The sequence below is a fragment of the Bacteroides sp. 1_1_14 genome, assembly GCF_000162515.1.
In the GTDB taxonomy this organism is placed as follows: domain Bacteria; phylum Bacteroidota; class Bacteroidia; order Bacteroidales; family Bacteroidaceae; genus Bacteroides; species Bacteroides thetaiotaomicron.
The window spans coordinates 705,943-724,489 of the sequence record NZ_GG774704.1; the positions used below are offsets into that span (position 1 = coordinate 705,943).

Genomic DNA, 18,547 nt, shown 5'->3' on the forward strand with positions numbered 1-18,547 from the left:
TACTTTTATTTTTTAGGTGAATACTTCTTGTGGCCCGGTCTTTTGCCGGATTTGTTCTTTGGGGCTTCCATGCCGGGTTGCTCTTTCATGCGGAGCACCTTGGTACCGCCTTGCAGCACTTCCTCCATATTTTGGCTGATGAACTCCAGCACGTCCGATTCCTTGTAATAGGTCTTGTGACCAATCCGTTGGTAACGGAGCCTGTACTTGCTTCGGAAGCGTTGCAGCGACCGTTTGCTTGTCCTCAGCATCTCGCACAGGTCCTGGTTGTCGTACAACCGTTCCCCGTCCAGGTACTTCACTCCGGCGGCATCCTTGTTCACCAGCACCGAGATGATCCGGTCCTGGCGGTCGAAACGTTCCATGATGCGTCCCATCCATTCCTCGAAGGTGTCCCGCCCGACCGTTTCCGCCGTCTTCGGGATATTCTCCTTCTTGAAGATTCTTGCGGCTTGCCCGCCACTGCTTCCCGCCGCTTCCACGGCCGGGTTCTGTTTCACTTTCTCTGTGTCCATATCGTTCCTTGTTGATGATTACGCTGCAAAAATCGGTATTGTGCAAGAGGCGTTTTCCATAGTCGTTACCGAGTCGGCAATGATTTTTTTTGAAAAGTCCCGTCCGGCAGGTCTGAAAAAGCTTTTATGCCGCTGTTTCCATCCCTCAAGGTACATAAGGTGTCTTGCCTTACCATATATTATATATAAGGTGTGGGGCAGGGACTGGAACAGGAATGATGGGGAGATAGATGTACCCGAAGAACGCCAACGGCTGCCACGACAACGCCAAATGCTGCCACGCGCCTGACAAGCGGTGGACTCTGCCCGTAATTCCGTTTACTTTGCGGCATAATCACAATTAAACGGTAATCTTATGGAAAATGTAATCGTAATCGAGCAAAAGACTTTTGAGGAATTGATGGCGCGTTTCAACCGGCTGGCCGGAATGGTGGACAGGTTCTGCCGCAAGGCGGAGGAGAAACGCCTCAGTGAATGGCTGGACAGCACGGAGGTGTGCCAGATCCTGCAAATCAGCCCGCGCACCTTGCAGACGCTGCGCGACAACGGCACGCTGGCTTACTCACAGATTGTGCGCAAGATGTTCTACCGGGCGGAGGACGTGCGGCGCATCGTGCCGCTGGTGGAGGAACGCCGCACCCTGGCGGCCTTGAAAGGAAAAACTATTTGAGGAAGGTTAAATGAGTATCACTTAAATCAGACTGACAATGAACGAATTGATGACAAGGGAAAGCGGACAGATGGCCGCGCTGTTCAGAATGCTGGAGCACGCATTGGACCACATTGAATTATTGGCCGAAAACTACCGCCCCGTATTGGGCGGGGAACGCTACCTGACAGACCGGGAAGTGGCCAAATTGTTGAAGACCTGCCGCCGGACATTGCAGGAATACCGGGATGCGGGGCGCATGTCTTATATCCAGCTGGGAGGGAAAATCCTGTACCGGGAGTCGGATATCGAACGGCTGCTGATGGAGGGTTATCGGGAGGCATTCCGTATCGGAACCTGAGAAGGACATGGGAAAAATGTAGGTGGCGGTAGAAGTCGTGTACGCATTGAAAAGTGGACCACCCTTTCCGGTATTTGCAAAAAACACTTGCAAATGACCCGGCCACCTGTAGGAATGTACGAAAGCGGCGCATCACGGGAGATAATCCTCTCATGATGCGCCGCTTTATTGTGCGTGAGTTGATAATACGGTCAATTCCGCACCATTTGCCAATGCGGACTGACCGGAAAGATGAACAGGCGGGCGGTATTCCGTCCACCGTGGCAAGTGAATTTTCCGATGACCCGTTCTCGCAGACGTTTTGCCCCGCAGGTATGAAGGCGGAAGGCAAGGGCAATGACCAACGGGAGGCCGTACAGCACGTCCATCCCGTACCCGTCCGCTTGGCGGACACGACGTTCCGCTTCGCCGGGATTCAGGATGCCGCTCTTGTACACGGCCTTTATCGCCGCCCGGAGCGTGAGGGCAACCACGCCGAACAGTTCCATCAGTTCCGGTTCATTCATCCAGATGGCTGTTGCGGAAACATCCGGCACGTGAAGTGTGCCGTGTTCGTCCAAAGTGATAATGTAACGTTCCATGATTCCTGACTTTTTTGTTATTCATCCATTGGCATTTCGTTCCGGCTGTTGCGCCGTTCCATCAGACGGTCCATGTCCTTCGATATCTTGCAGTCGGTAATCTGCGCATAAATCTGGGTGCTGTTGATGTCGGCATGGCCCATCATCTTCGCCGCGCTTTCTATGGAAATGCCCTCGGAGACCAAAAGGGTACCGAAGGTGTGCCTTGCGGCGTGATGGGAAAGGTTCTTCTGGATGCCCAGCATGACACCCAGCCCGTGAATGTCGTACCAAAGGATGTCCCGCTTGGGCAGGGGGAACACGGGACGGGTGTCGTCCGTGGTATTGTACAGTTCCAGAATCTGCCGAGCGGCCGGGTGCAGGGGGACGAAGGTCTCCACCTCGGTCTTTTCCCTCGGCTTGCGGATATAGAGCCTGCCCTCAGAAGTTTTGCCGATGTGTCGGGGGTACAGGTTATACACGTCCGCGTACGCCAGACCGGTCAGCGAGGAGAAGATGAACATGCGGCGGGCCAGCTCCACCTTGGGATCCGGCATCGGCGTGGCCATAAGGCGTTTCAGCTCGCTGCGGCTGATGTGGCGCATCTTGGGCGGGTCCTTCTTCTCATAATGCACGTCCTCCAAGGGGTTGCACCGGAGCACGCCCTCATCCACCGCAATATAGATAAGGCGGTTCAGCCAGCACAGGCAGTGGTTCACATGCCCGGAGGCATAACCCAGTTCCTTTTTCAGGAACAGTTTGAACGAATGGCCGAACTCCTCCGTGATGTCGGAAAAGGCGATGTCCTCCAGGCCACGGGACTGGAGGAACTGTTGCAGGTTGAGCTGCGTGGTCTTCGACTGCCGGAACGTGGAAGTCGAATGGATTTGTTCGGCACGCAGCCTGAGCCGTTCCCGCTCCGCTTCGCCGCCTTTGAGAAGGGTCTGGGGAATGGTCGCCACACCTGTCACGGCGTTTTTCAGCAGTTCGGCGCTGACTGCGCCCTGTTCTTTCAGGAGGCGGTCATAAGCCCGTTCGAGATTCAGGCGGAATTCTGCGAGGCGGTTGTTCTCGCGGGGCTGGCGGATGGTTCCCGTCTGGCTGTTCCAATCCTCCGGACGGCAGAAGATGCCGGTCGTGATGAGGATGCTTTTGCCGTCGATGGACACACGGCAAAGGACGGCGGTCGTGCCGTCGGACTTGATTCTTTTCCTATTGATATAGGGCAATATCTTGAAAGTGCTACGCATGATGGTTCATTTTAGCTGATGTTCTACATTTATTTTTTTCCAATCTCGTTTTTACAACCCTTTCTCATAAAACCAGTTCAAGGTCTTTGGTCGCCTCAATGAAGCGGTCCATGTCCTCGAACAGCTTTTTCGGGGTGACTCGGGCATAGATCTGGGTCGTCTTTATATTGTTATGTCCCAGCATCTTGCTGATGGTCTCGATGGGCACGCCCTCTTCGAGCGTGACAAGCGAGGCAAACGAGTGCCTTCCCATATGATAGACGAGTTCGGTCGTCAGTCCGGCCAGCACGCGCAGGATTTTCATGTTCGCCCGAAGCGTACTGTACAGCTGGTTAGGGAACAGGGTCTCCCGCAAATCGTCCCGGTATTTCTCTATCAGGGCAATGGCCTCGGGTAGCAGTTTGACGCGCGCCGTCAGTTCGTTCTTTTTCCGTCGGTATTTCAACCACAGGCTGCCTTCATCGTCGGTGAAGAGGTTCTCGCGGGTAATGGATATGGTGTCCGCATAGGCGGTTCCGGCATAACAGGCAAACAGGAACAGGTCCCTCGTAAGGACGAGGGAGCGGCGCTTTTCCGGGATTTCCAAGTCACGCAGCTTCTCGAAGTCCTCGCGGCTCAACGCCTTCGGGGTGGTCTCCTTCTGCTTGGGTATCTTGAAATGCAGGAAATGGTACCGCTCGGAGAACCCTTCCTTGTACGCTATCCGGCAGATCCGTTTCAGCAGGGCCAGATGATGCCGTGAGGTCTGGTTGGAATACCCGCATTTTACTTCGATATAGGACTGGTATTCCCGAATGAACTGTTCGTTCAACGCACCGAAGGCGATGTCCTTCACCTTGTATTTTTTCCTGACAAACTCGCCGAGCGTTTTCCGCGCATAATGGTAGGTGCTCATGGAGGACGCGCACACATCGATGCCGATGCGCTCCCTCGTTTCCTCGATGTGCCGGTCGAACAGCCGGAGCAGGGTCATCTGGGTTTCCATGCTTCCCTGGAAAAGGTTCCTCACGTCCGCAGCGCCGAAATCGCGTTTCCGTTCCTGCAATTCATTGAATGCCGCATGGATGGCCAGCAGCAGTTTCTCGATTTTCGCATTGGTCTCCACCGCCTCGCGGCTCTTTCCTTCCAGACGGTTTTCACGCACGTTCCACAGCTTGGGCGTGCACGAGAGCTTGGTGCTGAACTGCGCCACCGTCCGGTTCAATGTGATGCGTCCCATGATGGGAGCTTTGCCCGACTTGTCGGGTTCGGTCTTCTTCAAAAACAGCAAGACCTTGAATTTCTCAATTTTCATACGCCTACATTTTTTTGAGTGCAAAGTTATTATGAATGTAAGCGTTCATCGCTACGCAAAATACTGAGTATCATAGAAAAACAACCCGTCGGAGAACTTTTTTCAATCATCCGGTTAACACGGCAGGTTTCCGAAACAACCTGTTAACGGTTAAGAAACGGAACCGATTCGGCATTCCGTCTGAATCCGTTTCAGAAAGGTGTGCCAGATAATGAAATGTAGCTCATTTCTAACAGATTATGTTTCTAACGCGCTGTTCTATTTGATGTTGCTATGCTAATGAGTTCCCATCAGGCGAGGCACAGTTTCGCGACCCTTATTTGCCTGAGCAACGGTGTTCCGATAGAGACCATCAGTAAGATGATGGGGCATTATTCCATACGCACCACTCAGATATATGCCGAGATAACCAACCACAAAGTGAGCAGGGATTTGGAAACCCTGTCTGAAAATACCAAGGGCAAATATGCGTTGCCTGATGACGGTATGCCGTCGAGAGTGTTCAAATGCGGAAATTACAGCGGTTGGAAAAAGGAGTGTGCATCAAATGATGAAACTAAAATCAAGTGACAATGAATAGAGGAATAATAACAATCAGTGAAACGGGTACGGTCACTATGCCGACCGTACCCATATGGATGACCAAATTTGAGATTGCCGACTTGTTCGGAGTATTCTCATGTGATGTCCGCAAGGCGATTCATACCATCTACAAGAACAAGGAACTGAACGAACTTGACACGATGAAGTATATCAGCCAACCGGACGGTATCAGTTATGACATTTATGATATTGAAATGGTTATAGCAGTTGCATTCAGGATATGCAGTAAAGAGAGTATCTTGTTCAGGCGGTTTATAATCAGTAAAATGAATTTAACCATGAAAGAAACACCGATTACATTGTTTGTTTCTTATGATAATAGTAACAACCGATGTTATAATTAAGGTTTATTCCGTCAGCCACTCGTTTCCGATGCACGGATGTAAAGGTAGCGCATGGCTTTGACGGCAGCGGCAAGCCATACGTTTGAAAAGCATTTAGCAACAGAAACAAGCAACTGAAAAGAAAATAAAATGCCATGATAACAAAACTTTATGATATGGCTTGCTAAATCTTTATTTTTAGTTCTTGTAGCTATAGAGTTATATAAAGACTTGTTTTATAATACATTCTCAAAGGAATTTTCTATATTTGCATTCTAATTCAATACGATATGTCAAAAGGAGAAAATAAAAATTGTTTTGTAATCATGCCTATTGCTGATTGTGATGGGTATGAAAAAGGACATTTTGCTCATGTCTATGACGATATTATAAAACCAGCAATAGATAAAACAGAGTTTACCGCAATAAGGGCAGATGAAGTAAAGGAAACAAACTTTATCCATTTAGATATACTGAAAAAGCTTATAGATGCTCCGATAGCTGTTTGTGATTTAAGTACACGTAATCCTAATGTATTGTTTGAATTGGGAATACGACAGGCATTTGATAAGCCTGTTGTATTAATACAAGAGAAAGGCACTCCTAAAATATTTGATATTGCTCCTTTGAGATATCTTGAATATTCAAAAGAGATGAAATATCATGAAGTTCTGGAAAGCCAAAAAAGTCTACAAGAAGCCATTGAAGCAACTAAAGCGGCAGAAGGAGATTCTGGAAATATAAATTCTATTGTAAAGTTAATGGCCTTAAGTTCTCCTGCTATTATACCCAATCTTGACAATTCTAATAAAGAAGTACTTGCTTTAGATGTTATGCGTTCACAAATGAATGACCTGAAAATGATGATGGAAATGATGGTACACGAGGGGCGAAAAGGTATATCTAGGCGTAGCTCAATTGCAGCTATTGAGTATGAACGAATTGTTAATAAATTAGATAAAATTTCTTCTTTGAAAATGGATATAGAACAAGCTGATCGAGAATATACAAAGTTAATGCGTGATACAGAGGAAATCATGATGAATTGTGGGGGAGAGTTAGATCATCGGATGTTCAAATATTTAATGGATAAAATTTATCGACAAAGAGAAGAGTATTTTTCAACTCGATAAAATGTCGCTAAAATTATATTCTTCCGTCAGCCACTCGTTCCCGATGCACGGATGCAAAGGTAGCGTATGGCTTTGAAGGCATTGGCAAGGTCGGGCGGCAGAGCCGTTTCGGGCAGAATCTTCCTCAAACCTGTTTGAGCGTATTCAGCCCGAAAACCTTGCCACTGCCTGCCACACGCTTAAAAAGGCATCCGGCAACGGAAACAAGCGACTGACGGAAAATCAGAGAATATAGAGGAACGGCTTACAGACGAAGCAGGATATTGGTGCTTCATCCGTAAGCCGTTCCTTTTTTCTTTTGTCGGAAGTCCATTGCTCCGCAATTATAGGGCATCCGGCAAACTGCGCTCCTTCAAGAAAATCATGTACCTGTCAGCCGATAGGCAGAGCGGTAGCCGTCAGCAAGCATCCTTTCGATGTCGGATTCACGGTAGAGGATTTTACCGCCCAACTGGATATAGGCTATGCGCCCTTCGTTACGGTAGTCCTGAAGTGTCCGGCGGCTCACTTTCAGCCGTGCCGACACCTCCTTGTCGGTGAAGAAACGTTCACCGCCCAATGTCGGGCGGTAATTGGCGGTCAGATGCTCGAAGCCGTCAAGCAGACGGTCAAGACTGCCCATGAAGTGGATTATCCACTCGCTGTCCTTGTTAATCAGTTCATTCATAAACATTGGATTTAGTGTGATTACTATACTTAATGATTAAATAGTCCTGCCTTTGAATTTCGCTTCTTTTCGCCTGTCCTCCACAACGGAGACTATACGCTGCACATCTTCTGGACGGTAATATGTCTTGTGGTTTATCTGCGAGTAAGCCAGCGTGCCGTTATCCCGCAGGGTCTGTAACGTGCGGGGACTGATGTTGAGCATCCGGCACACGTCCTGATTGTCCATCCACTCGCTCATTGTCTTTTCTCCATGCCGCCGGCAGATTGCATCCATGCGGCTGACGAAACGGTCGAACGTGGTGACCATCGCCTCAAAAGTCTTTCTTTCGATTGATACGATTTCCATATACTTTTCTTTTGATGTTATTGTTCCTTTTACCGCAAAGGAACATATGATACGTTATCCGACAATGGCTTCTCTGAAAGTGGCAGCGTATTGCGCTGATACGGCAGCCATTGTCCGTGGACATCATACAGAAACGGCTCTTTTCGCATGAATGCTAATCCAACGGAAAGGCTGGCTATTTCATAATCCGATTATTTAATAGTTCTCTATATAGTTGTGTGGTGAAACAAAGTTTTGGTTGTTTGGAGAGTGACAACATTACGTCATGAAATCATTGAATCAATGTATCACCAAATTGTCGGACAAGCATTGGTTTATTTTCTTCAATATCCGGTTTGGCAGCTATTCGATAAATCCTTTTGGCAAGTATTTGAATTTCTCGGTTTTCATGTATTCAGGTCTTTCATCTTTTAAATCATTGTTCGATTAAATCAGGTGGTTCCGCCCTGAATTTGAATGATATCTGCCCAATCCGTCACAGACGGATTTTAGTGTTCACATGAACACAGCAAGATGTCTTTTCAGCCGCTCAAAACGTTTTGAGCAGCCACGAAAAGCACTTGCCCCTGCAGGGGGCTGGGCTTGCCCTCCAAAGTCGGGAAGCCTTGTAAACCTACGGTGTCTGTGTCACAAGGAAGATGAGTTGAAACAGTTGAAGTCCGAACTTGCCGCACTCGACCGCAAGATACAGTTGGAGCTTGCGCCGCCTACGCCCGAAATTGCCGAAAAAGAAAAGGATGGACAGGAGGTCAAGCCGGATGCGGGAGATGTACGGAACGTGCCACCACAACACACCGAAGATGTTCCGCAGATTCGCAGTCCGGTGAATGAGCGTAGTCCGTCAGGCAATTTCATTGCCGACCATGTCATCATCGGACGACCGGGTTTTCAGATCAAGGATGATAACCGTCCGAAAGGGATAAAAATATAACTTTTATTGTGGGCAGTAACGTCATTGTTTTCGTTACTGCCCACAATAACAAATAATCCTTATCGCTTTTGGATATTGGCTGATAGAAGTTGGTACAGACAAATTTAACAAAATAGAACAAAAAAAGTCACTACTCAGCTATGCAAAGTCGTTGAGTATCAACTCTATTGCACGAGGTCAATCTTGTGTAATGCCCGATTTTCATCGAAATATAGTAAATCAACAAGTTTGCTACTGTTGATAATCAAGCATTTGGGCACATTTAGATACCTGAGTAGTTACACAAAAAAGCAATGCAATTTTTTTATACGTTGCACACTGATTTCTTATTTTGCAGAATTACAGCGAACAAGTTTCTCTTTCGTTTTGCAAATCTACTTGCAGTGTAATCTGTTTGCTTCTTAATATTATAGATGAAATTATAGCAACAATCAAAGCAAACACGGCAATACCTATAAATGACACATGCAAACCGTAGCGTTTTCCTATGAATCCGATTATAACCGGACCAAGAAGTATGCCGGAATATCCAAGAGCATTAATAAAACTAATGATGTTGTGTACTGCCATCCCTTTTATGTGGGCCGCAAAAGATACTAATTGAGGAACTACATTGGCCGCACCACAACCGACCATAGCAAAACCAGCTACAGAAGCGATCGCACTATCAATTGATACCACAATCAGGAAACCAGCGGAAATAAATAATGCCCCTCCGCTAATCACAGTCCTTCGTCCAAATCGATCGACGATCTTGTCGCCGCAAAGTCTCATAATAGTCATTGCTATGGCAAAAGCGGTATAGAAAAATCCGGCCACGGACATGTCAATGCCACGCTCTTGACTAACAAAAATTGCTGACCACCCCATTACAGCACCTTCCGACGCATACATGATAAAACATAACAAACCGACCACTATCACCATAGGTGGAATATAAAATTTCTTATTCACATCCTGTTTCGGATGGTCGTTGCTTTTAAGTACCTTTGAGGATAGAAGGTCACGGCATCCGGCCATCATCGCAGCCAATACCAATATCATAAATATTACGACCGACCACATAGGGATTATTCCGAATGCGAAAAGAGAACTCATCACACCGGCACCGATGAGCGTACCAAGTGAATAACCCCCATGAAATCCTGACATCAGATGTTTTCCTGTCTGACCTTCAACTGCAACACCATTCACATTAGCAGCAACATCGATGGTGATAGTACAACCGCCGAATACCAATAACATTATAGCCGTCAGGGTGAAGTTAGCCAATAGGCTTATCGTCAATAGAGAAAAAGCCATTAAAAATCCGGAGAAATAAACTACTCGTTTTGCGCTAAATCTCACACATAGCCAACTTGATAAAGGAAGTGCTATTATTGAACCCAACCCGGTACAAAGCATCAGAAGTCCTAAGGAAGCTTCGTCCAAACTAAATGCACGTTTAACATACGGTACAAGAGGTGCCCATGCAGCCTCAAGACAACCTATGACGAGAAAAGCGGTGCGATTTGCGATAATTGGATGTTTACTCATCGTTTAAAGGTATAAGAAAAGCGCACATTTTGAATATGTGTGCGCCTTTGAAAATGATTAGATTGTTTTATTATTCTGCTATATTACCCTTTCTAAAGTCAGCGACAGGTTTATCTGTCAGAGATACTTCGGTGAATAGGCAGGTGTGTTCATTATCCTTAGGACTCTGTGAACTGATGCCTATAAGCAATTTTTCAGGAAAGTCATTCTTATAGAGTCGGGCCATACGCCATATTTTACCATCTTCTGAGAAATAGCTACCAAGGGTTGTGCCATCGGAGGATAATCTCATATAAACGTATGGAGCCGTGATTGCCTGATGGTTATTGTCATCAGAGGTGCCTAATGTGCGAACTGACACCACTCGGTGATCGCCATACTCATCCTGCTCGAAACATAGTTTTTGACAATGTGTGTCGTTTTCATAAGCATATATCACCCCTGCCGAATAAGTTCCGGTTTCAGTGAATTCAGGCTGCACTTTAGCCGTGAAAGTGAAAGGTTTGGTGTTGTCAACCTCTGTGAAGATGACCGCAGAGTTATTGACTACGCTTCCATCCGGGGAACGGAAATAATCAGTTTGAGGACCGGCCACAAATTTGAGCGTGTCGCCAAGAAGTGTGATGCCATTCTCTCCGCCGTTTTTCGACTTTGTAAAACGAATTCCTCCTACATTGATGTCGCATGTGGCGAGTTCAACGTTTTCTGTTGTAGCTTTCTTGTCAGAATTTCCCGCTTTTTTCTCTGGTTCTTTCTGGGTGCATCCAGCCATTACAAGACTTGCAATGGCTGCGATAAATACTAATTTTTTCATTATGATATTGATTTGATTATTATTAAATTGCAATTTCCTTGTGATTTATTTGCGGTTGCAAAGTTAGATAGAACAAAAGATGTGCACAATACTGATTTCTAACCAATTTTCGCATCAATAGCAATAGGAATTAACTATTATTTGTTGAATATCAATCCTCTACGGCCTACTACCAACGAATTATCAGGAACATCTTGGGTTATGGTACATCCATGTGACATGACACAACCATTACCAACACTAAAGCTACCCGCGACAATTATAGTTCCTGTACCAAAAACACAACGATTGCCTATTCTTGCTCCCGGAAACAAAATAAGTTCTCCTCCTATGATATTATTATCTCCGATATAGATGTCATCACCTACTCCTGTGCAATAAATAGAAGCTCCGTGTGTAAGAGAAACGCCTTTACCAAAATGAATGGGCACAGAACTAGAAATACGTTCACATTCATTTTGCAGAACTGTTATGCCTGCTTCCAATTCTAATTTACCAGCAAATTGATTCATCTTTTTCGCTTTTATATGCCCGCAAAATTACGAACCAATAATAACTGGTACAACACTGATTTTTAACCAATCATAAAGCAAGAGGGCTCATTAAATAAGATTCATTCTTAATGCGATTTCTACAGCAGCCGCAGTATTAGCGACTTTTAATGAAGCTAAAATATCCTGACGATGGCGATTAACGGTATAAACGGAAATATTTAGGTTGTCTGCAATCTGTTTACTGGGCACCCCTTTCGCTATTAGTGATAGTATTTCAAGTTGTCGCCGACTAAGGATTTTTCGGTCGCATGCTTCGTACACGTTTCGTCTAACGGTTTCTCCTGTCACGAGATTTACAATAATACCGTCTTGTTTGTTATGAGAACCAAAGTATGGAGAATAAGTGCATAGACCGAGAATGACACTTCCACCGTTGCTACAACTAAAATATCTCGTTGTATGTAATATTTTTATTGTCTCATCACTCCCTGTCCGATAGAAACTGATGATACACGAAGCCGAGAAATTTGTCTTTTCATTTATGGGAAGTTCTTTTATAAAGTTGAAGAAACGAAGTTCGAGTATATGACGTTGAATAAGCTCTTCTTCATTCGCGTGGCTGAAAACGGTATTTTCAAAGGCAGATGTATGGTCAACCATATATTCCGGGAAGTCCATTATAGTTTGACCGAATCTGCCAGAATATATATGACATTCGTTGTTTTGAAAATCTGACACAACTGCTATACCTTCTGTTGCAAGAGCATAACCATTTGCGCACGCTCTTGCTTGAGCAAGCATAAATTCCTTATTTTCAGCATCTTCAAACTGCTGCTCAGTCAGAAGTGATTTTAGTTGATGTTCCTGTTCCATAGTGAATTGGTTAATTTTCACCATTGCGGGATTGCGCCAATAGTCCTAATTTTGCCACAAAATTACGAATAATAAATGATTCAAAGATGAAAAGAACCGTTTTATATGGAGCATTTCTTGTTGGATGCCTCTCTTTAGCTGCATGTCAGCAGCACAAAGAGTCCAAAATAAGTGAACCGGATTTGACCGGTAAAGTGGCTGAAACAAGCCAAATCACAGACTGTGAGATAAAAGTGGGAGATGTCACTTTTACCAAATCCATCAATGGCGCAGATACATGTGTAACCATACTTGCAGACGGAGGATTGGAATTCAACTGTCCCGGAGGACTTGACTTCTTCTGTGATCCTAACGAGGGTAAGCTGTCCAACAATACACTGCCTGTGTTACTGATTCCGACCGATAATACAAAGCCATTCACGCTGACAGCTAAAGTAACCCCTGAGTTTACCTCTGATGGACTTTACAATGCCGCCGATCTTTTTGTGTATGTCAACGATACACTTTGGCAGAAACTTGCCTTTGAGCAGGACGAATATGGCAACCACCGCATCGTAACGGTACGAACACAAGGTACATCGGATGACAATAACCATGATAAGATAGACGCAAAATCAGTCTATATGAAAATATCTTCTGATACTCGCACTATCGCCAGCTACTATTCATTAGACAAAAAAGAGTGGTATATGGTGCGTCTGTATCGTAATGAATATCCCGATCAAATATATCTCGGCATCAGCAGCCAGTGTCCGCAACATGGTGGATGCACAAGCATCATCGAAGATATAACTCTTAGTCATGACAACGTAGGAGATTTCCGTATGGGTGAATAAATGTAAAGGATATGAGCAAACGAATTTTGATTTTAACCGGCAGCCCACGACGGGGAGGTAACAGCGACCTTATGGCGGACGCTTTTGCGAAAGGAGCATCCGAAGCGGGCAACAGTGTTGTGCAGTTTAATACTGCGCATAAACATATTCAAGGATGCAGAGCTTGCGATAATTGTTTTAGCAAGGAGAATAAAGCCTGTATTTTTAATGATGATTTCAATGAACTGGCATCTTTGATGGCAGAAAGTGATGTCATCATATTCTGTACCCCTCTTTATTGGTACTCGTTTCCTACCCAGATAAAAGCTGCCATAGACAAGTTTTATTCTTTCATCATAGGTAAAAAAGATGTGCCTATTAAGGAATGTATGCTTCTTTCGTGTGGAGAGTTGGAAGACCCACATGTATTTGACGGTATAGTGCGTTCCTTTGAACTCATTGCGCAAGATAGGGGATGGAAAAACAGAGGCCATTATCTTGTAAATAGTGTCAATGAGAAGGGGGCTATTTCAAATACCGAACATCTACAAAAGATATATGATATCGGAAAGAAATTTTGAATTGTCTATTGAGGATGTTCTATAATCCAATTTGATATAGCATCTTTATTAGACTGAGCTTCAAAGACCATACAGCCCGTAAGCCTATAAAGACCTACGGGCTGTATTATCAATAATCAATGGCAATAACGCATGAATCGACATAACGCTGAAACAAGACACTTCCGTATGCTGACTTCCATAGGCTATCTACTAATAGCTTTGCTGGTAGGCGGCATCATGTACACATGGCTTGGCGAATGGCGAGACATGGAGGGACTGGAAGCCAAAAACCGAGAAATCGATGAATTTCGAAAAGAGGTAAACAATATTCATATTCATTTGATAGAGTTTTCTTTATTAGGTGAAACGATATTGGAATGGGATGATGAAGATTTAGGACTTTACCATGCTCGGCGTATGACAATGGACAGTATGCTTTGTCGGTTCAAAGCTATCTATCCGGTAGAACGCATAGACAGTGTACGCCATTTTCTCGAAGACAAGGAACGGCAGATGTGCCAAATCGTGCAGATACTTGAACAGCAACAAGCCATCAACGATAAGATAACCAGTCAAGTACCTGTAATCGTGCAGAAGAGTGTGCAGGAACAGCCCAAGAAATCCAAGCGCAAGGGTTTCTTAGGCATCTTTGGCAAAAAGGAAGAAGCGAAACCAACTGCGACTACTACGATGCTGCGTTCCCTTAATCGGAATATGATAGCTGAACAACAGGCACAAAGCCGCCGTTTGTCGGAACACGCCGACAGTCTTGCTGCACGAAATGCGGAACTCAACAGACAACTGCAAGGACTGGTAGTTCAAATAGACAAGAAGGTTCAAGCAGACTTACAGAAACGGGAAGCGGAAATAGCCGCCATGCGTGAAAGTTCTTTTATTCAGATAGGTGGCTTGACAGGATTCGTTGTGTTGTTATTGGTAATCTCTTACATAATCATCCACCGAAATATCACCCGTATCAAACGGTACAAACGAGAAACTGCGGATTTAATAGAACAGCAGATACAGTCTATCAAACAAAACGAGGCACTGATTGCCTCTCGTAAAAAAGCCGTTCATACCATCACCCATGAATTACGTTCTCCACTGACGGCAATAACGGGTTATGCCGGACTGATGCGGAAAGACTGCAATACGGATAAAACCGGGACGTATATCCGAAACATTCAGGAATCTTCTGACCGCATGCGTGAAATGCTGAACACCCTGCTGAATTTTTTCCGGCTGGACAACGGCAAGGAACAGCCTAATTTCTCCGCATGTAGGATTTCCGCAATTACACATACGCTCGAAACGGAGTTTATGCCAATCGCCATAAATAAAGGACTGACTCTGACAATACATTGCCACAAGGATGCCTTTGTATGTACAGATAAGGAACGCATCCTGCAAATCGGAAATAATCTATTGTCAAACGCCATCAAATTCACGGAGAATGGTAGCGTTTCTCTGACAATGGGATATGATAACGGTATGTTGAAACTTATCGTCAAAGATACGGGTACGGGCATGACCGAAGAGGAACAGCAACGTGTGTTCGGTGCGTTTGAACGTTTGTCCAACGCTGCCGCAAAGGACGGCTTCGGATTAGGTCTTTCCATTGTTCAGCGTATTGTGACAATGCTCGGCGGCATAATCCGGCTGGAGAGCGATAAGGGCAAAGGTAGCCGTTTCACGGTGGAAATCCCCATGCAGACAGCCGAGGAACTGCCGGAACAGATAAATAAAACACAAGTTCACCATAACAGAACATTCCATGAAGTAATTGCTATCGATAATGACGAAGTTTTGCTTCTGATGCTGAAAGAAATGTATGCACAGGAAGGGATACACTGCGACACTTGCAACGATGCGGCAGAACTTATGGAAATGGTAAGGAAAAAAGGAATACAGTCTGTTGCTTACGGATCTGAACATGCCGGATATAAACGGCTTTGAGTTATTGGAATTGTTGCGTGCTTCCAACGTGGGAAATTCAAGGACCATTCCGGTGGTCGTGACAACCGCTTCGAGCAGTTGCAGCAAGGAGGAACTTATAGAACGTGGATTTGCCGGATGCCTGCTCAAACCGTTCTCCATATCGGAACTGATGGAGATTTCTGACAAGTGCGCCATAAAAGGCAAACAGAATGAAAAGCCGGATTTCACCTCTCTGCTGTCATACGGCAATGAAGCCGTCATGCTGGAGAAATTGATAACGGAAACCGAAAAGGAAATGCAGTCGCTCAGGTATGCGGAACAACGGAAAGACCTTCCGGAACTGGACGCCCTAACACACCACCTGCGCAGCTCTTGGGAGATACTCCGTGCCGACAGACCGTTGAGGGAACTTTATAAACTGACTCATCACAATGGCACACCTGACGACAAAGCAATAGGCAATGCCGTAAGAGCCGTGCTGGATAAGGGTTCGGAGATAATCCGGCTGGCAAAAGAAGAAAGGAAGAAATACAACAATGGATAAGACAAAAATCATCGTGGTGGAAGATAATATCGTGTATTGCGAGTTTGTCTGCAACCTGCTGGTACGTGAGGGATTCCGTACCGTGCAGGCTTTCCACCTCTCGACAGCAAGGAAACTTCTGCAACAAGCCGCTGACGGGGACATAGTGGTTTCCGACCTGCGCTTACCCGATGGTGACGGCATCGACCTGTTGCGTTGGATGCGCAAGGAGGGTATGACGCAGCCGTTCATCATCATGACCGACTATGCCGAAGTGCATACGGCAGTTGAAAGCATGAAACTCGGTTCGCTGGACTACATACCCAAACAACTCGTGGAGGACAAACTCGTGCCTCTGCTCCGTACCATACTGAAAGAACGGAATATCGGGCGAAGCCGTATGCCCGTGTTTGCCCGTGACGGTTCCGCCTTTCAGAAAATCATGCACCGGATAAGGCTGGTAGCCCCTACCGACATGAGCGTACTGATATTCGGAGAGAACGGCACGGGCAAGGAGCATATCGCCCACCATCTGCATGATAAAAGCAAACGTTCCGGCAAGCCATTCGTGGCTGTGGACTGCGGTTCACTCACCAAAGAGCTTGCGCCGTCGGCATTCTTCGGACACGTCAAAGGGGCGTTCACTGGTGCGGACAGTGCCAAGAAAGGTTATTTCCATGAGGCGGAAGGCGGTACGCTGTTTTTGGACGAAGTGGGTAATCTCGCACCGGAAACCCAACAGATGCTTCTGCGTGCCATACAAGAACGGCGATACCGCCCGATAGGAGACAGAGCGGATAAGAGTTTCAATATCCGTATCATTGCCGCTACCAACGAGAATCTGGAAAAGGCGGTCAATGAGAAGCGTTTTCGTCAGGACTTGCTGTACCGTCTGCATGATTTTGAGATAACCGTTCCGCCATTGCGTGACTGTCAGGAGGACATCATGCCGCTGGCGGAGTTTTTTCGTGAGATTGCGAACAATGAACTGGAATGTAATATTATCGGTTTTGACGGGGAAGCCCGGAAGACATTGCTGACCCATGCTTGGCCGGGAAATGTCCGTGAGCTTCGGCAGAAAATCATGGGTGCGGTGTTGCAGGCACAGACAGGACTTGTCACGAAAGAACATCTGGAACTTGCCGTAACAAAACCTAACTCACCTGTCAGCTTCGCCCTGCGCAATGACACAGAGGATAAGGAACGGATTTTACGTGCGTTAAAGCAGGCAAACGGGAACCGCAAGGTTGCCGCTGAACTGCTCGGAATAGGACGTACAACACTGTACAGCAAACTGGAAGAATATGGATTGAAATATAAATTTCAGCAACCATAGCCGGCAATTCACCGGATTTGTATGATTTTGATTATCAGAATTTGGTTAATTCTTAAAATAATATTATCTTCGCATTGAGTTATTTGAAATGATTGGGAATCATGCAAAATGATGAAGATAGGTGGTTTCTAAACCATTACCTATACCTTTATTATTGGTTTGCAATTTATTGATAATCAAGCATACATTAGTTAGTGCAACAAATGTATATACGCAGAAGATGAAAACATCCCGCACCAGTTCCAGCCGTTCAATCTTGAACTCTTTCTGCCATATCCGGTTTATTTCGGCTTGGCTTAGGAACTGCTTGTTTACCTCCACCTCGTGAAACTTGATTCCGGCAAACGGGTTCTTCGTCAGCCACTCGTTGGCAATGGCAAGGTTTATCACTTTCTTAAAGCATTTCATGTACCGGATAACGGTATTCTGTGCACAATGCTTTTCTGCCTTTAGGTACAGGTCGAATTTGCGGACAAGTTCCCCGTTCACCTCACGCAACAGCATATCATCTACCTTATAATCCCGTTTTACCAGTTCCATGAGATATTTCAGACAATTATCGTAACGTCTTACGGTAATGTCGGCATAATCCGTTCCGATTAGTTTCCGGCAGTTGTCGTTATGTTCCTTGAATACATTATATAATGTCTTGAAAGTTTCGTCCTTTCCCTGATAGCGGTTTACGATGGCACGGGCAGAAATAATCTTTCCCTCCAGTTCTAGATCTTGATAGATTTGATAGAATTTCACACGCAAGGCATCAATGTAATGGTTTAGTTCTACGGAATTGCGGTCTTTGCCTATTGATTTCTCTTTGTCCTGCGACCAAAGTGGGACTTTTACACTTCGTTTTAGTTGAAGTTCCACATATAAACGGTCATAAGTGACGCGTACACGCACGGGAGCTTCCCCGTTTTTTAACAGTTTGCTACGCTTGATGAAGAACAAAACGCTGAATCTTTTTCTTTCCATACTGCTCAATTTTTAATGATACAAAGTTAGGAAATCGAACCGAGGACTC

General features: G+C 45.6%; 17 protein-coding genes and 4 pseudogenes. 10 read left to right on the forward strand and 11 right to left on the reverse strand.

Going from position 1 to position 18,547, the window contains the following annotated elements; all coding sequences use genetic code 11:
- Nucleotides 1–5: 5 nt before the first annotated feature.
- Complete coding sequence (locus HMPREF9007_RS15055; RefSeq protein WP_004292752.1) at nt 6–515, reverse strand: helix-turn-helix domain-containing protein; 510 nt, start codon at nt 513–515, stop codon at nt 6–8.
- A 355-nt stretch (nt 516–870) separates the two neighbouring features.
- Here HMPREF9007_RS15055 and HMPREF9007_RS15050 point away from each other — a divergent pair, with 355 nt between their 5' ends.
- Together HMPREF9007_RS15050 and HMPREF9007_RS15045 are read left to right on the forward strand one after the other, a co-directional pair.
- Nucleotides 871–1,185, forward strand: coding sequence for a helix-turn-helix domain-containing protein (locus HMPREF9007_RS15050; RefSeq protein WP_004292751.1), 315 nt, complete (start codon nt 871–873; stop codon nt 1,183–1,185).
- 37 nt (nt 1,186–1,222) lie between these two features.
- On the forward strand, nt 1,223–1,525 hold the full coding sequence (locus HMPREF9007_RS15045) for a helix-turn-helix domain-containing protein (RefSeq protein ID WP_004292750.1): 303 nt from the start codon (nt 1,223–1,225) through the stop codon (nt 1,523–1,525).
- 191 nt (nt 1,526–1,716) lie between these two features.
- Here HMPREF9007_RS15045 and HMPREF9007_RS15040 read toward each other — a convergent pair whose 3' ends face one another.
- From HMPREF9007_RS15040 to HMPREF9007_RS15030, 3 genes are all read right to left on the reverse strand, one after another.
- Nucleotides 1,717–2,106 carry a hypothetical protein gene (locus tag HMPREF9007_RS15040; RefSeq protein ID WP_004292749.1) on the reverse strand — a complete coding sequence of 130 codons (390 nt, stop codon included), beginning with the start codon at nt 2,104–2,106 and terminating at the stop codon, nt 1,717–1,719.
- A 17-nt stretch (nt 2,107–2,123) separates the two neighbouring features.
- Complete coding sequence (locus tag HMPREF9007_RS15035) at nt 2,124–3,335, reverse strand: site-specific integrase (RefSeq protein ID WP_004322054.1); 1,212 nt, start codon at nt 3,333–3,335, stop codon at nt 2,124–2,126.
- 64 nt (nt 3,336–3,399) lie between these two features.
- Complete coding sequence (locus tag HMPREF9007_RS15030) at nt 3,400–4,629, reverse strand: site-specific integrase (RefSeq protein ID WP_004292747.1); 1,230 nt, start codon at nt 4,627–4,629, stop codon at nt 3,400–3,402.
- Nucleotides 4,630–4,908: 279 nt separating this feature from the next.
- Between HMPREF9007_RS15030 and HMPREF9007_RS0124925 the strand changes: the two are divergent.
- The 3 genes and pseudogenes from HMPREF9007_RS0124925 to HMPREF9007_RS15020 form a co-directional block, all read left to right on the forward strand.
- Nucleotides 4,909–5,199: pseudogene (locus tag HMPREF9007_RS0124925) on the forward strand (tyrosine-type recombinase/integrase); the annotation flags it as partial.
- A 2-nt stretch (nt 5,200–5,201) separates the two neighbouring features.
- Nucleotides 5,202–5,576, forward strand: a complete 375-nt coding sequence (locus HMPREF9007_RS15025) for a hypothetical protein (protein ID WP_008761210.1) — start codon at nt 5,202–5,204, stop codon at nt 5,574–5,576.
- Between the two features lie 269 nt (nt 5,577–5,845).
- Nucleotides 5,846–6,688, forward strand: coding sequence for a hypothetical protein (locus HMPREF9007_RS15020; RefSeq protein WP_008761211.1), 843 nt, complete (start codon nt 5,846–5,848; stop codon nt 6,686–6,688).
- A gap of 361 nt (nt 6,689–7,049) precedes the next feature.
- On the opposite strand, the gene HMPREF9007_RS15015 is transcribed toward HMPREF9007_RS15020, so the two are convergent.
- Together HMPREF9007_RS15015 and HMPREF9007_RS15010 are read right to left on the reverse strand one after the other, a co-directional pair.
- A complete protein-coding gene (locus HMPREF9007_RS15015) occupies nt 7,050–7,355 on the reverse strand; it encodes a helix-turn-helix domain-containing protein (RefSeq protein WP_005679684.1) in 306 nt (101 codons plus the stop codon).
- A gap of 36 nt (nt 7,356–7,391) precedes the next feature.
- Nucleotides 7,392–7,703 (reverse strand): helix-turn-helix domain-containing protein, encoded by a 312-nt coding sequence (locus HMPREF9007_RS15010; protein WP_008761213.1) that lies wholly within the window; start codon nt 7,701–7,703, stop codon nt 7,392–7,394.
- A gap of 631 nt (nt 7,704–8,334) precedes the next feature.
- On the opposite strand from HMPREF9007_RS15010, the pseudogene HMPREF9007_RS27635 reads away from it, so the two are divergent.
- Nucleotides 8,335–8,634: pseudogene (locus HMPREF9007_RS27635) on the forward strand (DNA methylase); the annotation flags it as partial.
- Nucleotides 8,635–8,973: 339 nt separating this feature from the next.
- On the opposite strand, the gene HMPREF9007_RS15000 reads toward HMPREF9007_RS27635, so the two are convergent.
- From HMPREF9007_RS15000 to HMPREF9007_RS14985, 4 genes are all read right to left on the reverse strand, one after another.
- Nucleotides 8,974–10,170: an MFS transporter gene (locus HMPREF9007_RS15000; protein WP_008761215.1), complete on the reverse strand. Its 1,197-nt coding sequence runs from the start codon at nt 10,168–10,170 to the stop codon at nt 8,974–8,976.
- Between the two features lie 70 nt (nt 10,171–10,240).
- Complete coding sequence (locus tag HMPREF9007_RS14995; RefSeq protein ID WP_008761216.1) at nt 10,241–10,984, reverse strand: DUF1349 domain-containing protein; 744 nt, start codon at nt 10,982–10,984, stop codon at nt 10,241–10,243.
- A 137-nt stretch (nt 10,985–11,121) separates the two neighbouring features.
- Nucleotides 11,122–11,496 (reverse strand): transferase, encoded by a 375-nt coding sequence (locus HMPREF9007_RS14990; protein ID WP_008761217.1) that lies wholly within the window; start codon nt 11,494–11,496, stop codon nt 11,122–11,124.
- 90 nt (nt 11,497–11,586) lie between these two features.
- Nucleotides 11,587–12,351 carry a LuxR C-terminal-related transcriptional regulator gene (locus HMPREF9007_RS14985; protein ID WP_008761218.1) on the reverse strand — a complete coding sequence of 255 codons (765 nt, stop codon included), beginning with the start codon at nt 12,349–12,351 and terminating at the stop codon, nt 11,587–11,589.
- An 86-nt stretch (nt 12,352–12,437) separates the two neighbouring features.
- Between HMPREF9007_RS14985 and HMPREF9007_RS14980 the strand changes: the two genes are divergently transcribed.
- The 4 genes and pseudogenes from HMPREF9007_RS14980 to HMPREF9007_RS14970 all read left to right on the forward strand — a co-directional run bounded on the left by HMPREF9007_RS14980 (nt 12,438) and on the right by HMPREF9007_RS14970 (nt 17,526).
- Nucleotides 12,438–13,187, forward strand: a complete 750-nt coding sequence (locus HMPREF9007_RS14980; RefSeq protein WP_008761219.1) for a DUF1349 domain-containing protein — start codon at nt 12,438–12,440, stop codon at nt 13,185–13,187.
- Between the two features lie 11 nt (nt 13,188–13,198).
- Entirely contained in the window at nt 13,199–13,747 is a 549-nt protein-coding gene (locus HMPREF9007_RS14975) for a flavodoxin family protein (protein ID WP_005678299.1), read from the forward strand.
- Between the two features lie 132 nt (nt 13,748–13,879).
- Nucleotides 13,880–16,211 (forward strand): annotated as a pseudogene (locus tag HMPREF9007_RS0124930) (ATP-binding protein).
- The gene (locus HMPREF9007_RS14970) at nt 16,204–17,526 is read left to right on the forward strand and encodes a sigma-54 dependent transcriptional regulator (RefSeq protein WP_008761222.1); all 1,323 of its coding nucleotides are present in this window, start codon (nt 16,204–16,206) and stop codon (nt 17,524–17,526) included. The pseudogene HMPREF9007_RS0124930 and the gene HMPREF9007_RS14970 overlap by 8 nt, the downstream one beginning before the upstream one ends.
- A gap of 195 nt (nt 17,527–17,721) precedes the next feature.
- Here HMPREF9007_RS14970 and HMPREF9007_RS14965 read toward each other — a convergent pair.
- Nucleotides 17,722–18,498: pseudogene (locus HMPREF9007_RS14965) on the reverse strand (phage integrase SAM-like domain and Arm DNA-binding domain-containing protein); the annotation flags it as partial.
- Nucleotides 18,499–18,547: the final 49 nt, after the last annotated feature.

Bases quoted from the DNA above. Each gene is read 5' to 3' on its own strand.
- HMPREF9007_RS15055 (WP_004292752.1), bottom strand. From the start codon at position 515: ATGGACACAGAGAAAGTGAAACAGAACCCGGCCGTGGAAGCGGCGGGA.
- HMPREF9007_RS15050 (WP_004292751.1), top strand. From the start codon at position 871: ATGGAAAATGTAATCGTAATCGAGCAAAAGACTTTTGAGGAATTGATG.
- HMPREF9007_RS15045 (WP_004292750.1), top strand. From the start codon at position 1,223: ATGAACGAATTGATGACAAGGGAAAGCGGACAGATGGCCGCGCTGTTC.
- HMPREF9007_RS15040 (WP_004292749.1), bottom strand. From the start codon at position 2,106: ATGGAACGTTACATTATCACTTTGGACGAACACGGCACACTTCACGTG.
- HMPREF9007_RS15035 (WP_004322054.1), bottom strand. From the start codon at position 3,335: ATGCGTAGCACTTTCAAGATATTGCCCTATATCAATAGGAAAAGAATC.
- HMPREF9007_RS15030 (WP_004292747.1), bottom strand. From the start codon at position 4,629: ATGAAAATTGAGAAATTCAAGGTCTTGCTGTTTTTGAAGAAGACCGAA.
- HMPREF9007_RS15025 (WP_008761210.1), top strand. From the start codon at position 5,202: ATGAATAGAGGAATAATAACAATCAGTGAAACGGGTACGGTCACTATG.
- HMPREF9007_RS15020 (WP_008761211.1), top strand. From the start codon at position 5,846: ATGTCAAAAGGAGAAAATAAAAATTGTTTTGTAATCATGCCTATTGCT.
- HMPREF9007_RS15015 (WP_005679684.1), bottom strand. From the start codon at position 7,355: ATGAATGAACTGATTAACAAGGACAGCGAGTGGATAATCCACTTCATG.
- HMPREF9007_RS15010 (WP_008761213.1), bottom strand. From the start codon at position 7,703: ATGGAAATCGTATCAATCGAAAGAAAGACTTTTGAGGCGATGGTCACC.
- HMPREF9007_RS15000 (WP_008761215.1), bottom strand. From the start codon at position 10,170: ATGAGTAAACATCCAATTATCGCAAATCGCACCGCTTTTCTCGTCATA.
- HMPREF9007_RS14995 (WP_008761216.1), bottom strand. From the start codon at position 10,984: ATGAAAAAATTAGTATTTATCGCAGCCATTGCAAGTCTTGTAATGGCT.
- HMPREF9007_RS14990 (WP_008761217.1), bottom strand. From the start codon at position 11,496: ATGAATCAATTTGCTGGTAAATTAGAATTGGAAGCAGGCATAACAGTT.
- HMPREF9007_RS14985 (WP_008761218.1), bottom strand. From the start codon at position 12,351: ATGGAACAGGAACATCAACTAAAATCACTTCTGACTGAGCAGCAGTTT.
- HMPREF9007_RS14980 (WP_008761219.1), top strand. From the start codon at position 12,438: ATGAAAAGAACCGTTTTATATGGAGCATTTCTTGTTGGATGCCTCTCT.
- HMPREF9007_RS14975 (WP_005678299.1), top strand. From the start codon at position 13,199: ATGAGCAAACGAATTTTGATTTTAACCGGCAGCCCACGACGGGGAGGT.
- HMPREF9007_RS14970 (WP_008761222.1), top strand. From the start codon at position 16,204: ATGGATAAGACAAAAATCATCGTGGTGGAAGATAATATCGTGTATTGC.